Origin of the sequence: Zoogloea dura (genome assembly GCF_012927165.1) — a bacterium.
Lineage (GTDB): Bacteria > Pseudomonadota > Gammaproteobacteria > Burkholderiales > Rhodocyclaceae > Zoogloea > Zoogloea dura.
The window spans coordinates 86,293-110,162 of the sequence record NZ_JABBGA010000012.1; the positions used below are offsets into that span (position 1 = coordinate 86,293).

Below are 23,870 nucleotides of genomic sequence, written 5' to 3' on the forward strand. Positions count from 1 at the left end.
GGATCATAATTGGGAGCCGCAGGCCAGGCAATCGCGGCCATCGGGCTGCGCGGGAGTGCATATGCGTTCCTTTGCTCCAGGGCAGAGACGCTTTCAGTATCGTTGGGCATCATTCAGGAAACCGGACAGGAGAACGATCGATGAGCCAGAACCGCCAGCAACTCGTCCGCCCCCAGGGCCGCAATACAGGCAAGGTCGTCAGTGCCGCAGACGCCGTGAAACTGATCCGCTCGGGAGACACGGTGGCCACCACCGGCTTCGTTGGCATCGGCTTCCCCGAGAACATCGCCATCGCTCTCGAACAGCGTTTCCTGGAAACCCGCGAGCAGGACCCGGAAGGCCGCGGCAAGCCCGAAGGCCTGACCCTCGTCTATGGCGCCGGCCAGGGCGACGGCAAGGACCGGGGGCTCAATCACCTGGGCCACGAGGGCCTGGTCAGACGGGTCATCGGCGGCCACTGGGGCCTGGTGCCGCGCCTGCAGGAGCTGGCCGTGTCCAACCGCATCGAGGGCTACAACCTACCCCAGGGCGTGATCACCCACCTGTACCGGGACATCGCCGCCGGCAAGCCGGGCACCCTGACCCGGGTCGGCCTCGGCACCTTCGTTGACCCCCGCCACGGCGGCGGCAAGGTCAACAGCCGCACCACCGCCGACCTGGTCCGGGTGATGGAGATCGACGGTGAGGAATACCTGTTCTACAAGGCCTTCCCGATCAGTGTCGGAATCATCCGCGGCACCACCGCCGACCAGGACGGCAACATCACGATGGAGAAGGAAGCCCTGACCCTGGAAGCCCAGGCCATCGCCATGGCGGCCCGCAACAGTGGCGGCATCGTCATCGCCCAGGTCGAGCGCATCGCCGAATCCGGCTCCCTGAACCCCCGGCAGGTCAAGATCCCCGGCATTCTGGTGGACTGCGTCGTGGTGGCCGAGCGGCCCGAATGGCACATGCAGACCTTCCTGGAGCAGTACAACCCGGCCTTCTCCGGTGAGATCCGGGTGCCGGTCACCTCCATCGAACCGATGGAGATGAGCGAGCGCAAGATCATCGCCCGCCGCGCAGCCATGGAGCTGACGCCCAACGCCGTGGTCAACCTCGGTATCGGGATGCCCGAGGGCGTGGCCGCCGTCGCTGCCGAGGAGCGGGTCATCGATCTCCTGACCCTGACCGCCGAGCCCGGCGTGATCGGCGGCATCCCGCAAGGCGGGCTGAATTTCGGCGCAGCCATCAACACCGCGGCCATCGTGGACCAGCCCAGTCAGTTCGACTTCTACGACGGAGGCGGGCTCGACATCGCCTTCCTGGGCCTGGCCCAGGCCGACGAACAGGGCAACCTCAACGTTTCCAAGTTCGGGCCCAAGCTCACCGGCGCCGGCGGCTTCATCAACATCAGCCAGAACGCCAAGAAGGTCGTCTTCGTGGGCACCTTCACCGCTGGCGGGCTGGAGATCGGCCTGGAAGACGGCCACTTGAAGATCCTGGTGGAAGGCAAGGCCGTCAAGTTCGTCAAGGAAGTGGAGCACCGCACCTTCAGCGGCCAGGAGGCCTTGCGCCGCCGCCAGCCGGTGCTCTATGTCACCGAACGCTGCGTCTTCGAGCTGACCCCCGGCGGGGTCGAGCTGATTGAGGTGGCGCCTGGCATCGACATCGAGCAAGACATCCTGGCCCACATGGAATTCAGACCGCTGATCCGTGCCACGCCGCGCCTGATGGACCCGCGCATCTTCGGCGGCGAGCCGATGGGACTGCGCAACAGCATTGTCGCCACACCGCTCGAATCCCGATTCCATTTCGATATGGAACAGAACATTTTCTTCATCGACTTCGAGAACATGCGGCTGCGCAGCATGGAGGACATCGAGCGCATCCGCAGCCTCATCGAACAACTGCTGGCCCCCCTTGGACGCAAGGTGCCGGCAGTGGTCAACTACCACGGCTTCGACATCCAGGACGATCTGATCGACCCTTACGCGAACATGATCAAGGGTCTGATGGAGCAGTACTACAGCCACGTCACCCGCTATGCCACCAACACCTTCCTGCGTGCCCGGCTCGGCGAGGCCCTGGTCGCCCGGCACCTCTCACCGAGCCTTTTCGACTCGGCAGAGGAGGCGCGTGCCGGCCTGGGAAAGGCCCAGTAAGAGGTCTGCGTACAACACCTGTTGCTGCAGTGCAACATAAATTCTTCGAAGTCTCGTTTTTTTGATCCACGCCCCTTGTCGGTGCATGGGCCTGTGATATTGTCGTTGGCAGGAGGCGACCAGAAGACATCGATCTGGGTCTCTGACTGTTCAACAAACATATACGTGGAGAAAAATTATGGCGACCAAGCAAGAACAGCAATTCAACGAGATCCAGAAGAAAAACCTCGAAGCCGCCATGCGTCTGGCCCAGCTTTCCATCGAAAACTCCCAGCGCATCATGGAGCTGCAGGTTGGCACCGCCAAGTCCCTGTTCGAAGAAGGCGTGGCCAATGCCAAGGCCCTGTCTTCCGTCAAGGACCCCGGTGAAGCCCTGAACCTGCGCACCTCCTACGCCCAGAGCACCACCGAGAAGATGCTGGCCTGTGCCCGCGAAATCGCCGAGATCACCTCCAAGACCCAGGCCGAAGTCGGCAAGATGGTCAGCGAGCAGCTGACCGGCGGCGGCCAGGACATGTTCGAGTCCCTGCAGAAGATGTTCAAGGGCATGCCGATCGGCGACAACAACGCCCTGGGTTCGATCCAGAGCGCCATGGACACCGCCCGTGCCGCCTACGAGCAGATGACCAAGGCCTCCACCGAAGCCTTCCAGGCCTTCACCAAGATGACCCCGAAGAAGTAATCCGGCGCATCCTGCAGCACACCAACGGCACCTTCGGGTGCCGTTTGTTTTTACAGCGTCCCCTGCCTGCCAAAAAAAACCCTCCGGCTCGACGCTCGGAGGGTTCGCAACGCAACGCAATGCTTGCCGGGGCCTTCCCCGGCGGACACATCAACCGAAACGGCCGGTGATGTAGTCCTCGGTTTCCTTCTTCTTGGGACGCAGGAAGACTTCATCGGTGATGCCGTACTCCACCACTTCGCCCAAGTACATGTAGGCGGTGTAATGGGACACGCGGGCTGCCTGCTGCATGTTGTGAGTCACGATCAGGATCGTCACGCGGTCGCGCAGCTGGGTCACCAGCTCCTCGATGTTGGCGGTGGCGATCGGGTCGAGGGCCGAGGTCGGCTCGTCGAACAGCAGCAGCTCGGGGTCGGTGGCCAGGCAGCGGGCAATGCACAGCCGCTGCTGCTGACCGCCGGAGAGCGCGGTGGCCGGCTGGTTCAGGCGGTCCTTCACCTCGTTCCACAGGGAGGCGCCACGCAGCGCGTCCTCGATCTTGTCGTCCAGCATGGAGCGGCTCTTCTCGCCGCGCACGCGCAGGCCGTAGGCCACGTTCTCGTAGATCGACTTGGGGAAAGGGTTGGGCTTCTGGAAGACCATGCCGACCCGCATGCGCACCTCGATCGGATCGACACGGGTGTCGAGGATGTTGGTGTTGTCCGGGTTGAGGACGATCTCGCCCTGGTAACGGTTGCCCGGGTAGAGATCGTGCATGCGGTTGAAGCTGCGCAGCAGGGTGGACTTGCCACAGCCGGACGGGCCGATCAGCGCAGTGACATGCTTTTCGATAACCGGAAGATTGATCGACTTAAGGGCATGGAAGCTGCCGTAGTAGAAATTGAAATCCCGGGTGAAAGCCTTGACGGGGAGATTCTGCTCGGTTGTGCTCATGGGTACTCTCGATAGCCTCAATGGAAGATATGGCGTAGCGTCAGGGCCGGCTTACCAGGAAATGCTCTTGCGCAGGCGGTAGCGGAGCCAGATGGCGATGGCGTTCATCATGAGGGTCATCAGGACCAGGATCAGGCCGGCTGCCGCGGCATTCTGCTGGAAGGCCTCCTCGGGACGGGAAGTCCAGTTGAACATCTGGATCGGCATCACGGTGAAGCCCGAGAACAGCCACTCGAAGTTGAGGAAGGGCGCCGTGTCGGTGATCGGCGACGGCGGCAGGAAGGCGATGAAGGTCAGTGCGCCGATGGTGATGATGGGCGCGGTCTCGCCGATGGCGCGGGACATGCCGATGATCACGCCGGTCATGATGCCCGGGGTGGCGTAAGGCACCAGGTGATCGCTGACGACCTGCCACTGGGTGGCACCGACACCGTAGGCACCCTCACGGATGTGGATGGGGATGGCGCGCAGGGCCTCCCGGGTGGATACGATCACCACCGGCAGGATCAGCAGGCCGAGGGTCAGGCCGGCGGTGAGGATGCTCTGACCGAAGCCGAAGGTATATACGAACACCCCCAGGGCCAGCAGGCCATACACGATGGACGGCACACCGGCCAGGTTGGTGACGTTGATCTCGATGAGATCGGTCATCCAGTTCTTGGGGGCGTACTCCTCAAGGTAGACACCGGCGGCGATGCCCAGCGGAATCGCCGACAGGGCGGTGACCAGCATCACCAGCAGGGAGCCCACCCAGGCGGACAGGATGCCCGCGTTGGCGGCGCGGCGCGACGGGAAGTTGCTGAAGAAGTCCGGATTGATGCGCTCCCAGCCATTGGCGAGCATCTCGCCGAACAGGGTGACGAAAGCCATCACGCCGACCATCAGGGCCAGGAAGCCGGCCAGGGCGAAGATCAGGTCGGCCCGCTTGTTGGTCTTGATGACGCTGCGGATCTGATCGAGTTCGTTTGCCTTCATGGATAACTCCGATTAGTAGGCTTCGCGGTAACGGCGACGGATGACATGACCCAGGATATTGAACAGCAGGGTCATCAGCATGAGGCTCAGGCCGGCGGCGAAGATCGACTGGTAGCCGATGGAACCGTGGGGCAGATCGCCCAGGGCCACCTGCACGATGTAGGCGGAGATGGTCTGTGCCGGCTCGGTCGGGTCCATCGTGAAGTTGGGCTGCATGCCCGCCGCCACGGCCACGATCATGGTCTCGCCCACTGCCCGGGAGATGCCCAGGATGTAAGCCGACAGCACGCCCGACAAGGCCGCCGGGATCACCACCCGGATGGCTGTCTGAAAGCGGGTGCTGCCCATGCCATAGGCGCCCTCGCGCAGGCTCATCGGCACGGCGCGCATGGCATCCTCGGTCAGGGAACTGATATAGGGAACGATCGCGATGCCCATCACCAGGCCGGCGGAGAGCATCGAGAAGCCCGGCAGATCCGGGTAGATGGCCTGCAGCACCGGGGTCACCACGGTCAGCGCGAAGTAGCCATAGACGATGGTCGGAATGCCGCCGAGCAGTTCGAGAAAGGGCTTGACGATCTCGCGCACACGGGCCGACGCGAACTCCGAGAGATACGCGGCGATGACGGTGCCCAGGGGAATCGCCACCACCAGGGCCACCAGCGAGGTGGTGATGGTCCCCATCAGCAGCGGCAGGATGCCGTAGCGGGGCTCGGAGAACAGCGGCGTCCACATCGTGTCGGTGAGGAAGTCGCTGAAGGGAACGTGTTCAAAGAAGTTCAGGGACTCGGAGACGAGCACCCACACGATGCCCAGCGTGGTCAGTACCGACACCAGGGCAGCGCCAAAAAGAATGGATTCGATCGCGCGCTCCCGGATGTTCCGCTGGACATTGCGGGCCAGCCGGTCACTCACGACGGTTGTTGCTGGAATACTGTTCATTGCGGGCGACAGTGCATGGGTCGAATTCACGAGCCTACTCCAAAGTAGAACCCCCCGCTGGCAAGCGCCACCGGGGGTCGATGGCCGGAGCCCCGATTACATCTTGGCTTCGCGGGACATCAGCTCTTCGATGGTCACGCCGACCTCAGCATCGCCACCGAACACAGTGCCGAGCTTCTTCTTGGCCAGGTGCTCCAGGTTGCCCTGGTAAGCCTTGGCGGGCAGCGGCACATACTTCACTTCGGAGGCCAGCTTGGGGCCGTTCTTCATGTAGAACTCTACGAACTGACGGACTTCCGGGCGCTCCAGGGACTTCTCATTCACATAGATGAAGATCGGGCGGGCCATCGGGTTGTAGGAACCGTCGATCACGGTCTGCTCGGAGGGCAGCACGGCCTTGCCCTTGGAGTTGACGATCGCCACGGCCTTCAGCTTGGCCTTGTTCTCGTAGTAGTAGGCATAACCGAAGTAGCCCAGCGCATTGACGTCGCGGGACACGCCCTGCACCAGCACGTTGTCGTCCTCGGAGGCAGTGTAGTCACCGCGGGAAGACTTGGCCTTGCCGGTCACGGCCTCGGTGAAGTAGTCGAAGGTACCGGAGTCGGAGCCGGCGCCGAAGAGCTTGAGGGGGGCATCCGGGAAGGAGGCATCGACCTGGTTCCAGTTGCTCACCTTGCCCTGGGCGGCCGGCTCCCACATCTTCTTCAGCTGCTCGACGGTCAGCTGGTTGATCTTGCTCTTCGGGTTGACCACCACGGTCAGCGCGTCAAAGGCCACCGGCAGCTCGTAGTACTTGATGCCGAGCTTGGCGCACTCTTCCATTTCCTTCTTCAGGATCGGGCGGGACGCGTTGGAGATGTCGGTCTCACCGCGACAGAACTTCTTGAAGCCGCCGCCGGTGCCGGAGATGCCGACCGTCACCTTCACCGCACCCTTCTGGGCCTTCTGGAAGTCTTCGGCCACCGCCTCGGTCACCGGGTAGACCGTGCTGGAGCCATCCACCTTGACCAGAACGTTGGCGTGGGCCGCCGACATCACGGCAAAACCGGCAACAGCGACGAGCGTCTTATTAACTACGGACATGAGCATCTCCATGGGGAATGGTTGGCGAATCATTGGTGATCTGCCGCACCGCAACAGAATCGGACAAACCGGAAGTTACACACACCAAGTTTCAGTTTCGTTACAAGTCATCAAAACTTCGCCGACGGCAGCCCTTCATCAAACCTTCATCTCCGCGAGTCACGATGCCGGGGCTAATTTGTCCCCCTTTTGGAGAACCGCAAGAATGTCCCAGCTGCCCGGCACCACCCCCGAAACCTCCCTGATGAACGACGGTGAAGTCGCCAATCCGTCCGCCAACACCCACATCCAGGACATCATCGACGTTCGCCTGAGCCGTCGTGGCGTTCTCAAGGGCGGCATCGCGGCCACCACCACGGCCCTCTTCGGCAGCCTCGGCATGGCCGCCTGCGGCGGCAGCGGCAGCTCGCGCCACGGCGTACCGGCCCTCGGCTTCGAGGCCGTCGCCAAGAACCTCAACGACAAGGTCACCGTGCCGGCCGGCTACGAAGTCAGCATCCTGCACGCCCTCGGCGACCCGCTGAGCAGCACCGACGCCGCCTGGGCCGACAACGGCAGCGAGAGCGCCGAGTCCTACAACCGCCGCGTCGGCGACGGCCACGACGGCATGCACTACTTCGGCCTGTCCGACAGCGGCGCCTTCGACGCCAAGCGCTCCGACAAGGGCCTGCTGTGCGTCAACCACGAATACGTGGTCGGCCCCAACGCCCTGCACCCCAACGGCCGCACCGCCGGCAGCGCCCGCGTGGCCTCCGAGGTGGAGAAGGAAATCTACGCCCACGGCGTCAGCATCAGCGAGATCCGCCGCGGCAGCACCGGCACCGCCCTCAGCGTCACCAAGGGCTCCAGCTTCAACCGCCGCATCACCTCCGCCACCCCGATGGCCTTCAGCGGCCCGGCCAAGGGCAACGCCATCCTGCGCACCAAGTTCTCGCCGGACGGCACCACCACCCGCGGCACCAACAACAACTGCGGCAACGGCTACACCCCCTGGGGCACCTACCTCACCTGTGAAGAAAACTTCACCAACGTGATCAGCCGCGCCGCCGGCGACAACGACCTGCGCAGCGCCAAGGAAATCGTCGCCCTCAACCGCTACGGCATGACCCAGGGCCGCAAGAGCCCCTACCTGTGGGACACCGCCGGCAGCGACGACCTGTTCGTGCGCTGGAGCGCCTCCGTCACCGGCGCCAGCGCCGCCGAAGACTACCGCAACGTCTTCAACACCTTCGGCTGGATCGTCGAGATCGATCCCTTCGCCCCCACCTCCACCCCGCTCAAGCACACCGCCCTCGGCCGCTTCGCCCACGAAGGCTGCTGGCCCTGCACCGCCGTGGCGGGCAAGCCGGTGGTCTTCTACATGGGTGACGACAACCGCAACGACTACATCTACAAGTTCGTCTCCAAGGCCCTGTGGGACGCCGCCGACGTGGGCAAGGGCCACACCGCCGGCATCAAGTACATGAGCGAGGGCACCCTCTACGTCGCCAAGTTCAACGCCGACGGCAGCGGCACCTGGGTCGAGCTGACCCACGGCAAGAACGGCCTCACCGCCGGCAACGCCACCTACGCCTTCGCCGATCAGGCCGACGTGGTCACCCACGCCCGTCTGGCCGGTGACGTGGTGGGCGCCACCAAGATGGACCGCCCGGAATGGGGCGCCGTCAACCCGATCAACGGCGAGGTCTACATGACCCTCACCAACAACAGCAACCGGGTCTCCCCCAGCGCCACCCCCACCGGCAGCCAGCTCAAGCCGGACACCGCCAACCCGCGCTACTACGAAGACATCAAGGGCACCAGCACTTCCCAGAAGGGCAACCCCAACGGCCACATCATCCGCTGGCGCGAAGCCGGCAATGAGCCCGCCGCCACCACCTTCACCTGGGACATCTACCTGTTCGGCGCCGAAGCCGGCGCTGCTGCGAACGTCAATCTGTCCGGCCTGACCGCGGTGAACGACTTCTCCAGCCCGGACGGCCTGTGGTTCGACCAGAACGGCATGCTGTGGATCCAGACCGACGACGGCGCCTACACCGACGTCACCAACTGCATGATGCTGGCCGCCATCCCCGGCAAGGTCGGCGACGGCTCGGCCGTCACCGCCGCCGGCGGCACCCCCACCATCAAGGGCGCCAACGCCACCGACGCCACCGTGCGCCGCTTCCTGGTCGGCCCGAAGGAGTGCGAGATCACCGGTGTGGCCATGACCCCGGACCGCAAGACCCTGTTCATCAACGTCCAGCACCCGGGCGAAGATGGCAGCATCGCCTCCCCCAAGAGCGCCTGGCCCGCCAGCCAGACCGACGCCAGCTCCACCAAGCGTCCGCGCTCCGCCACCGTGGTGATCACCCGCAGCAACGGCGGCGAGATCGCGGTGTAACACCCGCCTCAACCAGCCCTCAGATCTGTCAGTCCCTTTTCGGCCTCCCCTCGGGGAGGCCGTCTTTTTTGCACCGAGCCAACCGAGGGCCATCCCGAGGCATCGTCGCACGCTCCCGTGGCATCGGCGGGTTCTCCCGCGGCATCGGCCTGCTCGTTTGCGCCTTTATTGGGCGGTTTTCCGTTGTTTTGGGCTGAATTGGCCGGGATTTCGCCCCGGCCAATTCAAGGTGGAAGAGCGGAAAGCCGACCAGCAAAGGCAACCCCAATGAAAAGGGCGGCCCGCAGGCCGCCCCCTCATGCTGCAATCTTCCGATCAGTGGATCAGAAGGTGTGGCGCAGGCCCAGGGAGATACCCTGAACGGTGGCGCCCACGGTGCTGGCACCGCCCGGCAGGCTGCCGGTGTTCACGCCGGCGGCATTCACGCCGAAGTCGTAGGAGGCCGCCTTGTCGTTGTTGATCATGGCGTAGGTGGCCTTCAGGCTGGTGCGCTTGGACAGGCTGTGCAGCACGCCCACCTCGAACAGCTTGGCGCCGGAGTCATCCTGGCTGGTGCCATTGCGCTTCACGTCGCGGGCCACGTAAACCTGGCCGAGCAGCTTGGTGGCCGGGGTCACGTCGAAGGTGGCACCAAAGCCATACACGGCCTGGGTGAACTTGGCACCGCCAAAGTCGTCGGCGCGGGCCAGATCGAAGATCGCGCGGACAGTCGCCGGGCCGAAGTTGTAGCTACCGCCCACGCGCAGGTCGGCCACCTTGGTGTCGGCCGCATTGCCCAGGGACACGGCGTTGTAGGTCACCGCCGCCATCACCGGGCCGCCGGAGTACTTCACACCCACGTCGTAGCCGGTGGTGTTGGCGGAGCTCAGGCCGTGCAGGGACTTGTTCTCATTGGCCACATAGGCCAGCGTGGCATTGACACCGGCGAAGGTCGGGGACACATAGGCCACGGCGTTCTTCCAGCGGTTGTCGAAGATCGACTGGCAGCTGCTGGAACGGGCGCAGGTGGAGCCGCCGGCGTAGTCGCCGGTGGCGCTGGTGGAACCCAGCAGGCGGTTGCCCAGCTTGCCGAGGATGCCGGCGTTGGCGCCGATGCCGGTGGCACCCGGGTTCACGTCCAGGGCGGTGCCCAGGGCGCGGGTCGGGCCGGTCAGGGTGCCCAGCACGACGGTACCGAAACCACCGCTGAGGCCGACGAAGCTGTCGCGGTTGGTGCTCAGGGTGCCGGCGCTGTCGAAGCTCACGCCGCTTTCAAACTGGAACAGGGCGGTCAGGCCGTTGCCCAGGTTCTCGCTGCCCTTGAAACCCAGGTAGGAGGAGTTGGTGGACACGCGGTTGGTGTTGCCAAGTTCATTCTTGGCATCGCCACCGATCTTCACCATGTCGAAGGACGCATCTGCAACACCATAGACGGTCACGTTGGACTGGGCGAAAACGCCGGTGGATGCGAGGCCGGCAACTGCCAGGGCGATCAGTTTCTTTTGCATCAGGTTCTCCATTTGATTGAGGTCAGGCGCGTGCCGCAGCGTCACGGTCAGCCTGTTCTGCCTGCCGGACCGCCGCAATGGCAAGGACATTGCAGCGCAGCAAAGAGCAGACCGCGGCGGAGCATATCGCCCGGATATTTCAGCCTTGTTGCGTTGTGCCCAAGACTGTCCGCCGCACATCAAATAAGAGAAGACGAGGCGCCGGGGCCCTGCCCCGGGCCACGGATCACATCCCGAGGGAGTCGAGAAAGGCGTCGGTCTCCGAGCGGGTGTCCCCGGCCGGCGCCGCCTCAGGCTGCTGGCCGGCCTGGTCGAACAGATCCTCCGGGTTGACACTGTCCTGGGTATCAAAGTCGAAGAGCTTGATGAACTCGGTGCGGTCCACCGCCAGCTCGAGGTAGAAGACGTTGCCGGCGCCGGTGTAGAAGGTCACCCGGCGAGCCTCCGGCTGGTCCATGTGGGTGTCCACGCTGAGCATGACCTGCTTGTTCAGCGCCAGCATCTTGGGCTGGTTCTGCGTGATGTGGGTCTGGAACTCCTGGCGTACCTGGCCGGTGAAGTCGCCGACGATCTGGTTCATCAGCTCGCCCATCACGTTGGAGACCTCGTCGGAAGTGTGGGAGCGGGCCAGCTCATCGCGCGCCATGCCCATGCTCAGCATGTAGCTGGCGTACAGCTCCATCGCCGCCTGCGACGAGAAGTTGATGATGACCAAGCCGGAGAAACCTCCGTCGAACAGCACAAAACAGCCGATGTCGGGCTTGAGGCAAGTCTTGGTGATGCGCTGGACCATCGCGGAGTACTGGATCTTGCTGGCGGTGGCTGCGGTCAGCACCTTGCTGACCGAATTGCACAGGCTGACCAGCAGATCCTCGGTACCGCAGACGACGGTGTTCTTGTCTTGGAAGCTCATGATTGAAGACTCGCTCGGCAATGTACGGATAAGGGACAAAAAGCGGGGAGAACCCACCGGTGGTTTGACGGCCCGGAAGGCGCCGGCTTGAGGGCCGGATCAAAATCCTTCGTCATCCGGCCCGGCCGTGCCAGGGGCACCCGACTTAACTGGGGCGCAACATTCGCCCCCTATGCTGCTGCACCATTCCGTCTCCCCGCCTGCATGGGCACCCCTGCTGCCATGGCGCTCCGCTCAGCGACCTCCCCGCTCCGCCCCCTCCTCCTCGCCCCCCTGCTTGCGCTCTGCCTGGCGGCCTGCTCCCCGCAGCAGCTGGTGCTGCGCAATCTGGCCGACCAGCTGGCCACCCAGGGCGGCGCCAGCGAGGACGACCCGGAGCTGGCCCGCGACGCCGCGGCCTTCTACCTGAAACTGTCCGAGGCGGTGCTGCGCGACCTGCCCGATCATGCCGGGCTGGCCGCCGCCACCGCCGGCGGCTTCACCCAGTATGCCTACGCCTTCGTCGCCTTCGAGGCCGACCGCCTGGACAGCCGCGACGCGCGCGCCGCCCAGCGCCTGCGCGAACGCGCGGCACGCCTCTACCGGCGCGGCCGCGACCACGCCCTGGCTGCCCTCGATGCCCGCCACCCCGGCTTTGCCCGCGCCCTGCGCCAGGGCCCGCAACCGCGCCTGGCCGCCGACGAGCTGCCCCTCGCCTACTGGGGCGCAGCAGCGTGGGGCGCCGCGATCTCCCTGTCGAAGGACGACCCCGACGCGGTGGCCGACCTGCCGCTGGCCCGGCGCCTCGCCGAGCTGGCCTGGCAGACCGACCCGGCCTTTGGCGGCGGTGATCTGGCCGGCCTGATGGGCAGCTTCGAGGCGGCCCGCCCCGGCGGCAGCCCGACCCGCGCCCTGGCATATTTCGACGAGGCCATCCGCCTGTCCGGCGGACGCAGCGCCGGCGCCCTGGTCGCCAAGGCCGAGGGCATCGCCCAGCCGGCCGGCGACAAGGAAGCCTTCCTGGCCCTGCTGCGCCAGGCCGAAAGCATCAAGGATGCCCCCGGCAGCCCGCGCGCCCTCGCAAACGAGGTGATGCGCCGCCGCGCCCGCTGGCTGATCGACAACGCCGACGACCTGTTCTGAGCCCGCCCCATCCTCTTGTTGTCTCCTCCCGCCTCCAGAAAGACGCCATGATCTCCATCGGCCGTATCACCGCCCTCGCCACCCTCACCCTCGCCCTGCTCGCCAGCGCCCCGGCCTTTGCCGCCGGCCAGCTGCGCATCGGCACCCTGGCGCCCAAGAACTCCCTCTACCACCGCCAGCTGATGGAGGTTGGCGAGGCCTGGCGCAGCGCCGAGGGTGAAGGCGCCAAATACCTCATCTACCCGGATGGCAGCCAGGGCGGCGAGACCGACATGGCCCGCCGCATGCGCATCGGCCAGCTGCAGGGCGCCCTGCTGTCGGTGGTCGGCCTGCGCGAGATCGAGCCCTCCATTGCCGCCCTGCAGAACATGCCCCTGCTCTTCCGCAGCTGGGAGGAGGTGGATTACGTGCGCGAGAAGATGCGCCCGGTGATGGAAAAGAAGTTCCTCGACAAGGGCTTCGTGGTGCTCGCCTGGGGCGACGCCGGCTGGGTGCGCTTCTTCTCGAAGGAGGCCGCCCAGCGCCCCGACGACTACCGCCGGATGAAGTTCTTCGCCTGGGCCGGCGAATCCGAGCAGCAGGAGATCATGAAGAGCCTGGGCTACACCCCGGTGCCCCTGGAGACCAGCGACATCCTGCCCTCAATCCAGACCGGCATGATCAACGCCGTGCCGGCCACGCCTTACTTCGCCCTGGCCAGCCAGGTCTATGACACCGCCCCACACATGCTCGACATCAACTGGGCCCCCATCGTCGGCGCCCTCGTCGTCACCAAGAAGAGCTGGGACGCGATGAGCCCGGCCGCCCGCGAAGCCTTGCGGGTGGCCGGCGAGAAGGCCGGCCTGCAGATGCGCACCAAGGCCCGCCAGGAAGTGGATGAAGCTGTCGAGGCCATGAAGAAACGCGGCCTGCAGGTGCACCGCCCGACCCCCGATCAGATGAAGGAATGGAACGACCTGGCCGACAAGCTCTACCCGCGCATCCGCGGCCGCATGGTGCCCGCCGAGACCTTCGACGAAGTCTTCGCCCTGCTCAAGGCCTACCGCGCCGGCAAGCGCTGAGCCGCCCCGCCCTCCACCCGCCGTGCTCCCCGCCCGAGACCCCATGCGCCGCCTGACCGCCTTTGACGAAGCCATCGCCTCCACCGCGCTGGCCCTGATGACCCTGATCCCGCTGGTGGAGATCGCTCTGCGCCCACTGCACGGCAAGGGCATCGACAACGCCCCCCTGCTGGTCCAGCACCTGGGCCTGGTGCTGGCGATGTTCGGCGCGGTGCTGGCGGAAAGAGGCGGTCACCTGACGACCCTCGGCAGCGGCCTGGCGAACGCCAGGCAGCCGGCCCTGCGCCATGCCGCGCACTACCTGGCCAAGGGCGGCTCCGCGCTGCTGGCCGGCATGCTGGCCGCCGCCAGCTGGGCCTTCGTGGCCAGCGAGCTGGGCGCCGGGCGGGAGCTGGCCTACGGGCTGCCGGTGTGGACGGTGCAGGCGCTGATGCCGGCCGGCTTCCTGATCCTGGGTGTCAAGCTGGGCAGCCGCTGCACACCCCGCCCCATGCTGCGGCACCTGCTCGGCGCGGCCCTCGCCGGGGCCGGCTTCCTGTTCGCCCATCACTTCGACGGCGCCAGCCTGCCGCTGGCACCGCTGGCGCTCTTCCTGCTGGCGGTGCTGCTGGCCGGCGCGCCGATCTTCGCGGTGCTGGGCGGCCTGGCCCTGGCGCTGTTCTGGTCGGAGGGCCAGCCGATTGCGTCGGTCCCGCTGTCGCACTACCAGATCACGGTGAATCCCTCGCTGCCTGCGCTGCCCCTGTTCACCCTGGCCGGCCTGGTCTTTGCCCGCAGCGGCGCGGCCGGGCGGCTGGGGCGGCTGTTCACCGCCTGCTTCGGCGGCGGGCCTTTCGGCACGGTGGTGGCGGCGGCCCTGCTGTGCTCCTGCTTCACCGCCTTCACCGGCGGCAGCGGCGTCACCATCCTGGCCCTGGGCGGCCTGCTGCTGCCCCTGCTGACCCAGGCCGGCGTGCCGGAACGCAAGGGCATCAGCCTGGTGACCAGCGCCAGCGCCCTGGGCGTGCTGCTGGCCCCCTCGGTGCCGCTGATCATGTACGCGATCATCGCCCGGGTGCCGATCAACACCATGTTCCTGGCCGGCGTGGTGCCGGCCCTGGTGATGGTGGCATCGCTGCTGGCTGTGGGCGGCTACCTCGGCCGCAAATCGGTGCCGCAGCCGGGCACCGCCAGCATCCCCCGCGCCAGCCTGGCGGCCACTCTGGCGGCGGCCTGGGCTGCGCGCTGGGAGATCCTGGCGCCGCTGGTCGCCATCGGCTCGCTGGTCAGCGGCCTGGCGACCCCCACCGAGAGCGCCGCGCTGACCGCCGCCTATGCCATCCTCACCCAGGCCCTGGCGCACCGGGAGCTGGACTGGGCAACCCTGCGCCGCTGCCTGGCGGATTGCGCCCAGGTGATCGGCGGGGTGATGCTGATCCTCGGCATGGCGCTGGGGCTGACCAACTACCTGGTGGATGCGGGCATCCCGGATGCGGCGGTGGAATGGGTGCAGGCCGCCCTGCCCAACAAGTTCGCCTTCCTGGTGGCGCTGAACGTCTTCCTGTTCCTGGCCGGCGCGCTGATGGAGATCTATGCGGCCATCGTGGTGCTGGTGCCCCTGCTGCTGCCGGTGGCGATCAGCTACGGGATCGACCCGGTGCATTTCGGGGTGATCTTCCTGGCGGTGATGGAGATGGGTTTCCTGTGCCCGCCGGCGGGCATGAACATCTTCTTTGCCTCGGCGATGTTCGCGCGGCCAATCCGGGAGATCGCGGTGTCGGTGCTGCCGGCGCTGCTGGCGATCTTCCTGGGCGCGCTGGTGATCTCGTGGGTGCCACAGCTGGCCACCGCCCTGCCGGCGTGGGCAGGGCTGCACTGAACGGGGCTGCCCAGGTCGGCCCGGCCGGCCTGGTGCTCAGGCCTCCCAGCGCGACGCCGCCGAGTCGTCGGACTCGCGGGCATCGACCCAGCGCCCGCCTTCCGGCGTGTCTTCCTTCTTCCAGAAGGGGGCGCGGGTCTTGAGGTAGTCCATGATGAACTCGCAGGCGGCGAAGGCATCGCCCCGGTGGGCACTGGCGACACCGACGAAGACGATGCGCTCACCCGGCAGCAGGCGCCCGTAGCGGTGGATCACGCGCACGCCGAGCAGGCTCCAGCGCGACTCCGCCTCGACGATGATGGCCTCCAGGGATTTCTCGGTCATGCCCGGGTAGTGCTCCAGGGTCATGGCGGTGACCTCGCTGCCCTCCCCGCTCAGCTTGTCGGCCCGCACCAGGCCGAGGAAGGTGGCCACCGCGCCGACATCGCCGCGGCCGGCGGACAGGGCCGCGGTCTCGGCGGCCATGTCGAAGTCGGCTTCCTGGACGCTCACCTGGCTCATCGTCAACCTCCGGTCACGGGGGGAAAGAAGGCGATCTCGTCGCGGTCGCGCACGACCGATTCGGGGCCGACCATTTCCTGGTTGATCGCCGCGCGCACGTTGCGCCCTTCCTGCAGCGCCTCCCAGGCACCGCCCCGCTTGGCCAGGTGGCCACGCAGCGCGCCAACGGTGTCGATGGTGTCCGGCAGGGTCAGGGTCTCATGGGAATAACCAAGGGTTTCGCGCAGGCTGGCGAAGTAAAGGACTTTGATGCTCATCGGTATATCTCCGCCCTTACGGGCTGCGATGCGAGCACCTTCGGGCGGCCGTGCGGTGCTCATAGGTATATCTCCGCCCTTACGGGCTGCGATGCGAGCACCTTCGGGCGGCCGTGCGGTGCTCATAGGTATATCTCCGCCCTCACGGGCTGCGATGCGAGCGCCTTCGGGCGGCCGCTCAGCGCTTGTAATCTTATCTCCGCCCTAGCGGGCTGCGATGCGAGCGCCTTCGGGCGGCCGCTCAGCGCTCATTGCAACAGTTCGGAATAAGGGATGAAGGACACCCGGTCACCCGCGCGGATGGCGTGTTCCGGGGGGTTGTCCACCAGGCCGTCGGCCCACACGGTGGAGGTCAGCACGCCGGGCCCCTGGTTGGCGTAGAGCAGCACCCGGCCATCGGGCCCGAGGCGGGCCCGCAGGAACTCGCGGCGCTTGTCGGGACGCGGCCAGTCGAAGCCGGCTTCCAACGGCAGCGCACGGGGCAGGCATTCGGCCACGCCCTGGGCCCGCAGCACGAAGGGCCGGACCAGCATGATGAAGGTCACGAAGCTGGACACCGGGTTGCCGGGCAGGCCGATGAAGGCCGCACCCGGGCCGCCCGCCGGGTCGTTGATACGCCCGAAGGCAACCGGCTTGCCGGGCTTCATGGCGATCAGCCAGGAGTCGAGGCGCCCTTCGGCGGTGACGGCCGGCTTGATGTGATCCTCCTCGCCCATCGACACACCGCCGCTGGTGACGATCAGGTCGTTGCTGGCTGCGGCCGTGCGCAGGGCCTGGCGGGTGGCCTCGAGGCTGTCGGGCACGATGCCGAGATCGTTGACCTGGCAGCCGAGCGCCTCCAGCAGGCCGCGCAGCACGTAGCGGTTGGAGTTGTAGATGGCCCCCGGCGGCAGCGGCTCGCCGGGCATCACCAGCTCGTCGCCGGTGGAGAACAGGGCCACCCGCAGACGCCGGTAAACCGGCAGCGTGGCGCAGCCCACCGAGGCGGCGAGGCCGAGCATCTGCGGGTTGAGGCGCAGCCCGGCGGCGAGCACCGTGGCGCCCCGGGCGATGTCCTCGCCCGCCTGGCGGATCCACTCGCCGGGCTTGGGCAGGTGATTGACGATGACGAAGTCGCCGTCGGGGCTGCACAGCTCCTGCATGACCACCGCGTCGGCGCCATGGGGGATCGGTGCCCCGGTGAAGATGCGTGCCGCAGTGCCCGCCTCCAGGGTGTGCCCGACGCTGCCCGCGGGGATGCGCTGGGCCACCCGCAGGCGGGTGCCAGGGGCCGGCAGGTCGGCCGTGCGGACGGCGTAGCCATCCATGTGGGAATTGTCGAGGGGCGGCACGTCCAGCCCGGACACCTGGTCCGCAGCCAGCACCCGCCCGAGGGCCTCGGCCGTGGGCACGGCCTCGATCGCGGCAAGCGGCTCGGCCGCGGCGAGCAGCGCGGCACGGACCTCTTCGAAGGGACGCAGGGTTTGCTTCATGAGAGCCCTTGATGTTGAAGGATGAATTCGGCCACAGCAGCCGGCTCATTGAGATTGAGACAGGTCAAGGGAAGGGATAGATCCCCATCGGTGGCGACGGCCACGATGGCCGGATTGTCGGCATACATCAGCGGCCGCCCGTGATCCGGGCGATGCACTTCGATCTTCGGCAGGCGGACCGACTTGAAGCCCTCGACCAGCACCAGGTCGCAGGGCGACAGCAGGCCGAGCTGGGCCTCGAGGGAGGGCTCGGCCTCGCCGCGCATCTCGTGCATGAGCACCCAGCGCTCATCGGAGATGAGCAGCACCTCCCCCGCCCCGGCCTCGCGGTGGCGCCACGAGTCCTTGCCCGGCTTGTCCACGTCGAAGCCGTGGTGGGCATGCTTGATCACCGAGACCCGCAGGCCCCGGCGGGTGATCTCGGGGATCACCTTCTCGATCAGCGTCGTCTTGCCCGAACCGGACCAGCCGGCGAAACCAAAAACCTTCTTCACGGCTGCAGACCTGCAGGCGAGGTGGGCGGGGAGCATCGACGAGGCATGGAGATTCACCAATCCGGCGGCGGTAACTGACAGGCCGCGGATTGTAGCAAGCCCCGGGGACGAAAGGCCCCCGGAGCGTAGCCCTGGGCTAGACCTTGACCATCGACAGCTGGCGCCGCAGCACATCGGCCACCGCGGCCAGCTGCCGGGACGAGTCGGCAATGGTGTTGACCGCCGCCGCGCTCTCCTCGGACATCTGGGCGATCTGCTCGACGTTGCGCGAGATGGACTCCGCCGCCGAGGACTGCTCCCGTGTCGCCAGCTCGATCTCACCGACGAGGTCGAGGCTGTGGCGGGTTGAGCCGAGGATGGATATGAGCGCCTGCTGCGCGGAGCGGGCCAGATCCACACCGTTGCGGACCTGGACGTCGCCGGTCTGCACCGCACTGACGGCATGGCGGGTCTCCTCCTTCAGCGCCATGATGATGCCGCTGATCTGTCCGGTGGCGCCGGTGGTGCGCTCGGCCAGCTTGCGTACTTCATCGGCAACCACCGCGAAGCCGCGTCCCTGCTCGCCGGCCCGGGCCGCCTCGATGGCGGCGTTGAGCGCCAGCAGATTGGTCTGGTCGGCGATCTCCTTGATCACCACGGCGATGCTGCCGATCTCCTCGGAGGAGTGCACCAGCTTGCCCATGGTCTGGATCGTCGCGCTGACCGTCTCGGCAAGCTTGGCAACCTCGTCGGCCGCCTGCCCGGCGGTCTTGCGGCCACGCTCGGCCTCCTCGCTGCCCTGGCGAGCCACCTGCGCCGCCGTTCCCACATTTTCAGCCACCTCGTTGATGGCCACGGTGACCTGCTCCACCGCCGCGGCGGTCGAAGAAGCGGCCTCGCTGGAGCGGGCCGCGCCATCCGCCACCTGCTGGCTCGACCCGGCAAGCTGGCCGGACTGTTCGAGCACCTGGCGCGACGCGGCCTGCACGCCCAGCATGATCGCCTGGATGTTCGCCATCATCGCGTTGTAGGCCGACGCAATACGGCCGATCTCGTCCCCCCGCGAGACCGAAGAGATACGCCGCAGGTCACCGTCCTGCTCGGTGGCCGTCATGGTCCGGCACAGGGAGTCGAGATCACGCCCCAGCCGCTGCAGGGCCATGAAGATCAACGTCAGTGCCACCATCACCAGCAGGACCAGGGCGCCCGCAGTCCACAGATTGCGGTGCTGCAAGCCTTCGTTGTCGGCTATCACCTGTGAGCCGACCTGCTGCTGGATCCCGATCAACTGGCCTAGCAGCGGCTCGATGGGCGCATAGTCCTTGCCCAGTGCCGACGCTTCAGCCTGGATCGCCGGCACGTTGCCGGCCTGGATCTGGGCGCCGACACGCTCGAGCCGATTGTCGAACTGCTCGAGCAGGGGAGTGAGCTCGCGGATGAGCTTCGATTCATCCGCCACCAGGGTGGTTGCGATGTACGCCTGCCAGTTGTCCTTCAACTGCTTGCGATCCTTCTCGAAGCGGGCCTGCCCCGCCTGCCCCCCGGCCGCCATCAGCTGCAGGTCGAGCATGGCGCTCCTCACCTGCGCCAATTGGTGCGTGGGGATCAGGCGATCGGCGTAGAGACCTTTCAGGGAGGACGTGGCGGTATCGGAGTCGAGCAGCAGCTTGCCGATCAACACAGCCTGCAACAGCACGAGGGCCAGCAGGACCAGACGGGCTCGGGCGGCAAAAGACAAACGCGCAAGCGCCCCGGCCCAGCCCTTGCGGAGCACCCGGCCGTCCGCCACGGTCAGGCTGCCCTTACCGGCGGCATTCCGGATCCTGGCGTAGTCGCCCTCCAGCTTGCGCGTGACCTTGGGGTCGGGGCAGCGACGTACGGACTGATAACCGACCACCTTGCCGTCCTCGCGCACCGGGGAGACGAAGGCATGAACCCAGTAATAACCGCCGTCCTTGCGCCGGTTCTTGACGAAACCGTTCCAGGTACGATTGTCCTTTAGCGCGACCCACAGGTCGCCGAATGCCTCTGCGGGCATGTCCGGATGGCGGACCAGGTTGTGGGGCTGGCCGATCAGCTCATCGCGGGAGAAGCCCGAGATGGCGGCGAAGTCGTCGTTGACCTCAACGATCCGCCCTTTCAGATCGGTGCGGCTATACAGAAAGCTCCCTTCGGGAACCCGTGTCTCGATACCTGTCGTCGGCTGATTGATACGCATCTGTGCATCCCCCTTTGAACCGTGATGAAACAGGGCGCTGAGGCCCCGTCATGGCCTTCGCGCATGGGTCTTCGCCCGGTAAGGGGATATCGGATGAATTGCGGAAAGCTCCAGAGGACTTGAGACGGTTCGTATGGGTGTTTCTGCTCAAGGGGGGCGTGCGATCAACCTGCGGTCTTGGGGGCGGGCAGGCGCTCGAGAAACTCGACCACCTCGGCCTCGGCCTTGCTCCGCCGCATCGGCGGCAGGCTCTGCCAGACCCGCTTGCCATAGGGCTTGCTGAGCATGCGCGGATCGCAGATGGCGAGCACGCCGCGATCACGCTCGGTGCGGATCAGGCGCCCTGCCCCCTGCTTGACGTTGATGACCGCCCGCGGAAGCTGGTACTCCATGAAGGGGCTGCGACCGGACTTCTGCATGTACTCGATGCGAGCGGCCAGCACCGGGTCGTCGGGTGGCGCGAAAGGCAGCTTGTCGATGACCACCACCGACAGCGCATCGCCCGGCACGTCGACCCCTTCCCAGAAGCTCTGGCTGGCCACCAGGATGGCGTTGCCGAGACGACGGAAACGGTCGAGGAGCTCGGTGCGCGAGCCCTCCCCCTGGATCAGCAGGGGCAGCTTGAGCTTCTCGCGCTCCAGCTTCTCGCCGATCAGTTCATGGATGCGCCGCATCGCCTTGAGGGAGGTGCACAGCACGAAGGTGCGCCCCTGGGCGGCGCGGATCAGCGGAAAGGCCACGTCGGCCACCGCGTCCGGGTACTCCGGGCTGTTGGGTTCGGGCATGCCCTGGGGCGCATACAGGATGGCCTGCTGGGGGTAGTCGAAGGGGCTGCCCCACACCGCGGTGTCGATCGGCGGCTCGACCCAGTGCAGACCGAGCTCCCGGCAGTAATGGCCGAAATCCCGCCCCACGGCGAGGGTCGCCGAGGTGAAGATCCAGGCCCGCGGATGGCCGTCCATCTGGCGCTTGAAGATGGCGGCGATGGACAAGGGCGTGGCATGCAGGGCCAGCGACTGGCTGAAGACCTCCACCCAGCGCACCCAGTCGGCGCCCTCCGGGTTCTGCCAGCGGGCCAGGATCTGCTGCAGCTCCTGGGTGCGGCGCAGGCAGTTGGCCAGGCCTTCGGAGCGCTCCGCCTGGGTCTCGAGCAGGGCGCAGAAGGCCGCAAGTTCGGCATCGAGCGCTTCGACGCCTTCGTGGAAGGGTTTGTTGTCTTCCATCTGGGCGAAGCCGAAGCGGGCGTTCTCGGCGTTCACCGACAGGCGCAGGTCGCGCGCAGCCTTCTCAAGCTTGCGGGTAAGCTCGATCAGGTCCAGGCAGTCACGCGCGCCAGCCACCGTCTCGGAGCGGGTGTCGCGGGCCAGCTCCAGCAGCTGGGAGGTGGACACGCTCTCGCCGAAGAACAGGCTGGCGGTTTCCGGCAACTGGTGGGCTTCGTCGAAGATGACGGCATTGCAGGAAGGCAGCAACTCGCCCATGCCCTCGTCGCGCAACATCACGTCGGCGAAGAAGAGGTGGTGATTGACCACCACCACGTCGGCATCCATGGCGGTACGGCGGGCGGCGGCGACGAAGCACTCCTTGATGTTCGGGCATTCCTGCCCCAGGCAGTTGTCCCGGGACGAAGTGGCAAACTGCCAGGCCGCGGCGTCTTCCGGCACTTCGGGGCACTCCGCCTTGTCGCCGCTCTGGGTGATCTCCATGAAGCGCCCGATGGCCCGCAGGTGGGCGGCATCTTCCGGCGTGGTGAAGCGGCCATCCACCAGGTTGCGGGCCAGGTGGTAATGGCAGACATAGTTGGAACGCCCCTTCAGCAACGCCACCGCCACCGGCACCTTGAGCGCGCCACGGATGGTGGGCAGGTCGCGGTTGTACAACTGATCCTGCAGGGTCTTGGTACCGGTGGAGATGATCACCTTGCCGCCGCCCAGCAAGGCAGGCACCAGGTAGGCGTAGGTCTTGCCGGTGCCGGTACCCGCCTCGGCCACCAGCACCCCGTTTTCCTTTAGGGTATGGGCGATGTGCTCCGCCATCTCGACCTGCTGCACGCGGGGCGAGAAACCGGGAATGGCGGCGGCCAGGGGGCCGTCCGGGGCGAAGGCTTTTTCGACGTTCATGACAAATGGAATGATAGCGCCAGAGTGCTCAGGCGATGGAAACGGCCTGCAGCAGGCCCCCGCGCATGCCGGCTCGCCACGCCGGCACGGACGTGTCAGGCCACCCGGTGGGCTTCGGCCAGGTAGTCGCGAGAGCGCATCTCGATCAGGCGGCTGACGGTACGGTGAAATTCACTCGCCTGGCGGCCTTCAAGATAGAGGTCATAGGCCTGGCATTCGGCGCTGACCAGCAGTTTGACCCGGTGGTCGTAAAGCACGTCGATGAGCCAGGTGAAGCGCCGCGCCTCGGAGGCCATGGCCGCACTCATCTTGGGCACCCGGGAGAGGATCAGGGTGTGGTGCTCGCGGGCGATCTCGAGGTAGTCGTTCTGGGAGCGGTTGCCGCCGCACAGGGTGTCGAAATCGAACCAGATCACCCCGGCGGCCCGGCGCACCACCTTGAGCTTGCGTTCCAGCACTTCGATCTCGCCGAGCTCGCCCTTGGTACCGGCGATCTTCTCGAAATCGCTGGCCAGGTGCTTGTCGGCGGCATCGTCCCCCGGGACCAGGAAGGCATCCATCTGCTCCAGGGTGCGCAGGCGGTAGTCGGTGCCGTGATCGACCTCCACCACATCGAAACGACGCTTGATCATGTCGATGGTGGGCAGGAAGTTGATGCGCTGCAGGCCGTTGGGATAGAGGCCATCCGGCGGATAGTTGGAGGTCATCACGAAGATCGTGCCGCGGGCGAACAGGGCATCCAGCAGCCGGCCCAGGATCATCGCGTCGGCGATGTCGGACACATGGAACTCGTCGAAGCACAGCAGGCGGGTCTGGCGGGCGATCCGGTCGGCCACCTTCTGCAGGGGATCGGGTTCGTTGTTCAGGTTCTTGAGGTCGTTCTGGACTTCCTGCATGAAGGCATGGAAGTGCACCCGGCGCTTGCGCTGGTAGGGCACCGAATCGTAGAAACAGTCCATCAGGAAGCTCTTGCCACGCCCTACCCCGCCCCAGAAATAGACGCTGCGGGGTTGCTTGGGACGGGACAGCAGCTTGCGGATGGTGCCGCGACGGGCCGCCTTGAAGGCCACCAGATCGGAGTAGAGGCCTTGCAGACGCTGGGCTGCGGCGCGCTGGGCAGGGTCAGACTTGAAGCCACGCGCCTTGAGGGTCGCTTCGTAGGCGTCGAGCATGCCGTGCTCGGCAACCTTGAGGATTCGGTGGGGCATCTTCGTGAAATGTTCTTATGGGTGCTGAGGATGGAAAC

General features: G+C 66.3%; 19 protein-coding genes. 6 read left to right on the forward strand and 13 right to left on the reverse strand.

Annotated features, from left to right (window positions below):
• The first annotated feature begins 140 nt into the window (after positions 1–140).
• Together HHL15_RS15225 and HHL15_RS15230 are read left to right on the forward strand one after the other, a co-directional pair.
• The gene (locus HHL15_RS15225; protein WP_169146641.1) at positions 141–2,144 is read left to right on the forward strand and encodes an acyl CoA:acetate/3-ketoacid CoA transferase; all 2,004 of its coding nucleotides are present in this window, start codon (positions 141–143) and stop codon (positions 2,142–2,144) included.
• A gap of 178 nt (positions 2,145–2,322) precedes the next feature.
• Positions 2,323–2,826 carry a phasin family protein gene (locus HHL15_RS15230; protein ID WP_169146642.1) on the forward strand — a complete coding sequence of 168 codons (504 nt, stop codon included), beginning with the start codon at positions 2,323–2,325 and terminating at the stop codon, positions 2,824–2,826.
• Positions 2,827–2,976: 150 nt separating this feature from the next.
• On the opposite strand, the gene pstB is transcribed toward HHL15_RS15230, so the two are convergent.
• The 4 genes from pstB to HHL15_RS15250 all read right to left on the reverse strand — a co-directional run bounded on the left by pstB (position 2,977) and on the right by HHL15_RS15250 (position 6,759).
• Positions 2,977–3,759, reverse strand: coding sequence for a phosphate ABC transporter ATP-binding protein PstB (gene pstB, locus HHL15_RS15235; RefSeq protein ID WP_169146643.1), 783 nt, complete (start codon positions 3,757–3,759; stop codon positions 2,977–2,979).
• A 51-nt stretch (positions 3,760–3,810) separates the two neighbouring features.
• Positions 3,811–4,734, reverse strand: coding sequence for a phosphate ABC transporter permease PstA (pstA, locus tag HHL15_RS15240; protein WP_169146644.1), 924 nt, complete (start codon positions 4,732–4,734; stop codon positions 3,811–3,813).
• A gap of 12 nt (positions 4,735–4,746) precedes the next feature.
• Positions 4,747–5,676: a phosphate ABC transporter permease subunit PstC gene (pstC, locus tag HHL15_RS15245; protein WP_169146688.1), complete on the reverse strand. Its 930-nt coding sequence runs from the start codon at positions 5,674–5,676 to the stop codon at positions 4,747–4,749.
• A 96-nt stretch (positions 5,677–5,772) separates the two neighbouring features.
• Positions 5,773–6,759 (reverse strand): PstS family phosphate ABC transporter substrate-binding protein, encoded by a 987-nt coding sequence (locus tag HHL15_RS15250; protein WP_169146645.1) that lies wholly within the window; start codon positions 6,757–6,759, stop codon positions 5,773–5,775.
• Between the two features lie 205 nt (positions 6,760–6,964).
• Here HHL15_RS15250 and HHL15_RS15255 point away from each other — a divergent pair, with 205 nt between their 5' ends.
• Complete coding sequence (locus tag HHL15_RS15255; protein ID WP_206198788.1) at positions 6,965–9,142, forward strand: PhoX family protein; 2,178 nt, start codon at positions 6,965–6,967, stop codon at positions 9,140–9,142.
• Positions 9,143–9,465: 323 nt separating this feature from the next.
• On the opposite strand, the gene HHL15_RS15260 is transcribed toward HHL15_RS15255, so the two are convergent.
• On the reverse strand, positions 9,466–10,629 hold the full coding sequence (locus HHL15_RS15260; RefSeq protein ID WP_169146646.1) for a porin: 1,164 nt from the start codon (positions 10,627–10,629) through the stop codon (positions 9,466–9,468).
• Positions 10,630–10,855: 226 nt separating this feature from the next.
• Entirely contained in the window at positions 10,856–11,542 is a 687-nt protein-coding gene (locus tag HHL15_RS15265; RefSeq protein WP_169146647.1) for a DUF3334 family protein, read from the reverse strand.
• A 222-nt stretch (positions 11,543–11,764) separates the two neighbouring features.
• Here HHL15_RS15265 and HHL15_RS15270 point away from each other — a divergent pair, with 222 nt between their 5' ends.
• Genes HHL15_RS15270 through HHL15_RS15280 form a run of 3 tightly spaced genes read left to right on the forward strand, consistent with a single transcriptional unit; the run spans position 11,765 to position 15,583 of the window.
• Positions 11,765–12,664, forward strand: a complete 900-nt coding sequence (locus HHL15_RS15270) for a TRAP transporter TatT component family protein (RefSeq protein ID WP_169146648.1) — start codon at positions 11,765–11,767, stop codon at positions 12,662–12,664.
• A gap of 47 nt (positions 12,665–12,711) precedes the next feature.
• The gene (locus tag HHL15_RS15275; RefSeq protein WP_169146649.1) at positions 12,712–13,725 is read left to right on the forward strand and encodes a TRAP transporter substrate-binding protein; all 1,014 of its coding nucleotides are present in this window, start codon (positions 12,712–12,714) and stop codon (positions 13,723–13,725) included.
• Between the two features lie 43 nt (positions 13,726–13,768).
• Positions 13,769–15,583, forward strand: a complete 1,815-nt coding sequence (locus tag HHL15_RS15280; RefSeq protein WP_169146650.1) for a TRAP transporter large permease subunit — start codon at positions 13,769–13,771, stop codon at positions 15,581–15,583.
• Positions 15,584–15,619: 36 nt separating this feature from the next.
• On the opposite strand, the gene moaE is transcribed toward HHL15_RS15280, so the two are convergent.
• From moaE to zapE, 7 genes are all read right to left on the reverse strand, one after another.
• Entirely contained in the window at positions 15,620–16,084 is a 465-nt protein-coding gene (gene moaE, locus HHL15_RS15285) for a molybdopterin synthase catalytic subunit MoaE (RefSeq protein ID WP_206198789.1), read from the reverse strand.
• A gap of 2 nt (positions 16,085–16,086) precedes the next feature.
• Positions 16,087–16,341 carry a molybdopterin converting factor subunit 1 gene (moaD, locus tag HHL15_RS15290; protein WP_206198790.1) on the reverse strand — a complete coding sequence of 85 codons (255 nt, stop codon included), beginning with the start codon at positions 16,339–16,341 and terminating at the stop codon, positions 16,087–16,089.
• Positions 16,342–16,589: 248 nt separating this feature from the next.
• Positions 16,590–17,813 (reverse strand): molybdopterin molybdotransferase MoeA, encoded by a 1,224-nt coding sequence (locus HHL15_RS15295; protein WP_169146652.1) that lies wholly within the window; start codon positions 17,811–17,813, stop codon positions 16,590–16,592.
• Positions 17,810–18,343 carry a molybdopterin-guanine dinucleotide biosynthesis protein B gene (gene mobB, locus HHL15_RS15300; RefSeq protein WP_169146691.1) on the reverse strand — a complete coding sequence of 178 codons (534 nt, stop codon included), beginning with the start codon at positions 18,341–18,343 and terminating at the stop codon, positions 17,810–17,812. The genes HHL15_RS15295 and mobB overlap by 4 nt, the downstream gene beginning before the upstream one ends.
• A 100-nt stretch (positions 18,344–18,443) precedes the next feature.
• The gene (locus tag HHL15_RS15305) at positions 18,444–20,504 is read right to left on the reverse strand and encodes a methyl-accepting chemotaxis protein (protein WP_169146653.1); all 2,061 of its coding nucleotides are present in this window, start codon (positions 20,502–20,504) and stop codon (positions 18,444–18,446) included.
• A gap of 164 nt (positions 20,505–20,668) precedes the next feature.
• Positions 20,669–22,624, reverse strand: a complete 1,956-nt coding sequence (locus HHL15_RS15310; protein ID WP_169146654.1) for an ATP-dependent DNA helicase — start codon at positions 22,622–22,624, stop codon at positions 20,669–20,671.
• Positions 22,625–22,719: 95 nt separating this feature from the next.
• Positions 22,720–23,832, reverse strand: coding sequence for a cell division protein ZapE (gene zapE, locus HHL15_RS15315; RefSeq protein ID WP_169146655.1), 1,113 nt, complete (start codon positions 23,830–23,832; stop codon positions 22,720–22,722).
• Positions 23,833–23,870 lie beyond the last annotated feature (38 nt).

Excerpts from the sequence above, each read along its gene's own strand:
- HHL15_RS15225 (WP_169146641.1), top strand. The coding sequence starts at position 141 with ATGAGCCAGAACCGCCAGCAACTCGTCCGCCCCCAGGGCCGCAATACA.
- HHL15_RS15230 (WP_169146642.1), top strand. The coding sequence starts at position 2,323 with ATGGCGACCAAGCAAGAACAGCAATTCAACGAGATCCAGAAGAAAAAC.
- pstB (WP_169146643.1), bottom strand. The coding sequence starts at position 3,759 with ATGAGCACAACCGAGCAGAATCTCCCCGTCAAGGCTTTCACCCGGGAT.
- pstA (WP_169146644.1), bottom strand. The coding sequence starts at position 4,734 with ATGAAGGCAAACGAACTCGATCAGATCCGCAGCGTCATCAAGACCAAC.
- pstC (WP_169146688.1), bottom strand. The coding sequence starts at position 5,676 with ATGAACAGTATTCCAGCAACAACCGTCGTGAGTGACCGGCTGGCCCGC.
- HHL15_RS15250 (WP_169146645.1), bottom strand. The coding sequence starts at position 6,759 with ATGTCCGTAGTTAATAAGACGCTCGTCGCTGTTGCCGGTTTTGCCGTG.
- HHL15_RS15255 (WP_206198788.1), top strand. The coding sequence starts at position 6,965 with ATGTCCCAGCTGCCCGGCACCACCCCCGAAACCTCCCTGATGAACGAC.
- HHL15_RS15260 (WP_169146646.1), bottom strand. The coding sequence starts at position 10,629 with ATGCAAAAGAAACTGATCGCCCTGGCAGTTGCCGGCCTCGCATCCACC.
- HHL15_RS15265 (WP_169146647.1), bottom strand. The coding sequence starts at position 11,542 with ATGAGCTTCCAAGACAAGAACACCGTCGTCTGCGGTACCGAGGATCTG.
- HHL15_RS15270 (WP_169146648.1), top strand. The coding sequence starts at position 11,765 with ATGGCGCTCCGCTCAGCGACCTCCCCGCTCCGCCCCCTCCTCCTCGCC.
- HHL15_RS15275 (WP_169146649.1), top strand. The coding sequence starts at position 12,712 with ATGATCTCCATCGGCCGTATCACCGCCCTCGCCACCCTCACCCTCGCC.
- HHL15_RS15280 (WP_169146650.1), top strand. The coding sequence starts at position 13,769 with ATGCGCCGCCTGACCGCCTTTGACGAAGCCATCGCCTCCACCGCGCTG.
- moaE (WP_206198789.1), bottom strand. The coding sequence starts at position 16,084 with ATGAGCCAGGTGAGCGTCCAGGAAGCCGACTTCGACATGGCCGCCGAG.
- moaD (WP_206198790.1), bottom strand. The coding sequence starts at position 16,341 with ATGAGCATCAAAGTCCTTTACTTCGCCAGCCTGCGCGAAACCCTTGGT.
- HHL15_RS15295 (WP_169146652.1), bottom strand. The coding sequence starts at position 17,813 with ATGAAGCAAACCCTGCGTCCCTTCGAAGAGGTCCGTGCCGCGCTGCTC.
- mobB (WP_169146691.1), bottom strand. The coding sequence starts at position 18,343 with ATGCTCCCCGCCCACCTCGCCTGCAGGTCTGCAGCCGTGAAGAAGGTT.
- HHL15_RS15305 (WP_169146653.1), bottom strand. The coding sequence starts at position 20,504 with ATGCGTATCAATCAGCCGACGACAGGTATCGAGACACGGGTTCCCGAA.
- HHL15_RS15310 (WP_169146654.1), bottom strand. The coding sequence starts at position 22,624 with ATGAACGTCGAAAAAGCCTTCGCCCCGGACGGCCCCCTGGCCGCCGCC.
- zapE (WP_169146655.1), bottom strand. The coding sequence starts at position 23,832 with ATGCCCCACCGAATCCTCAAGGTTGCCGAGCACGGCATGCTCGACGCC.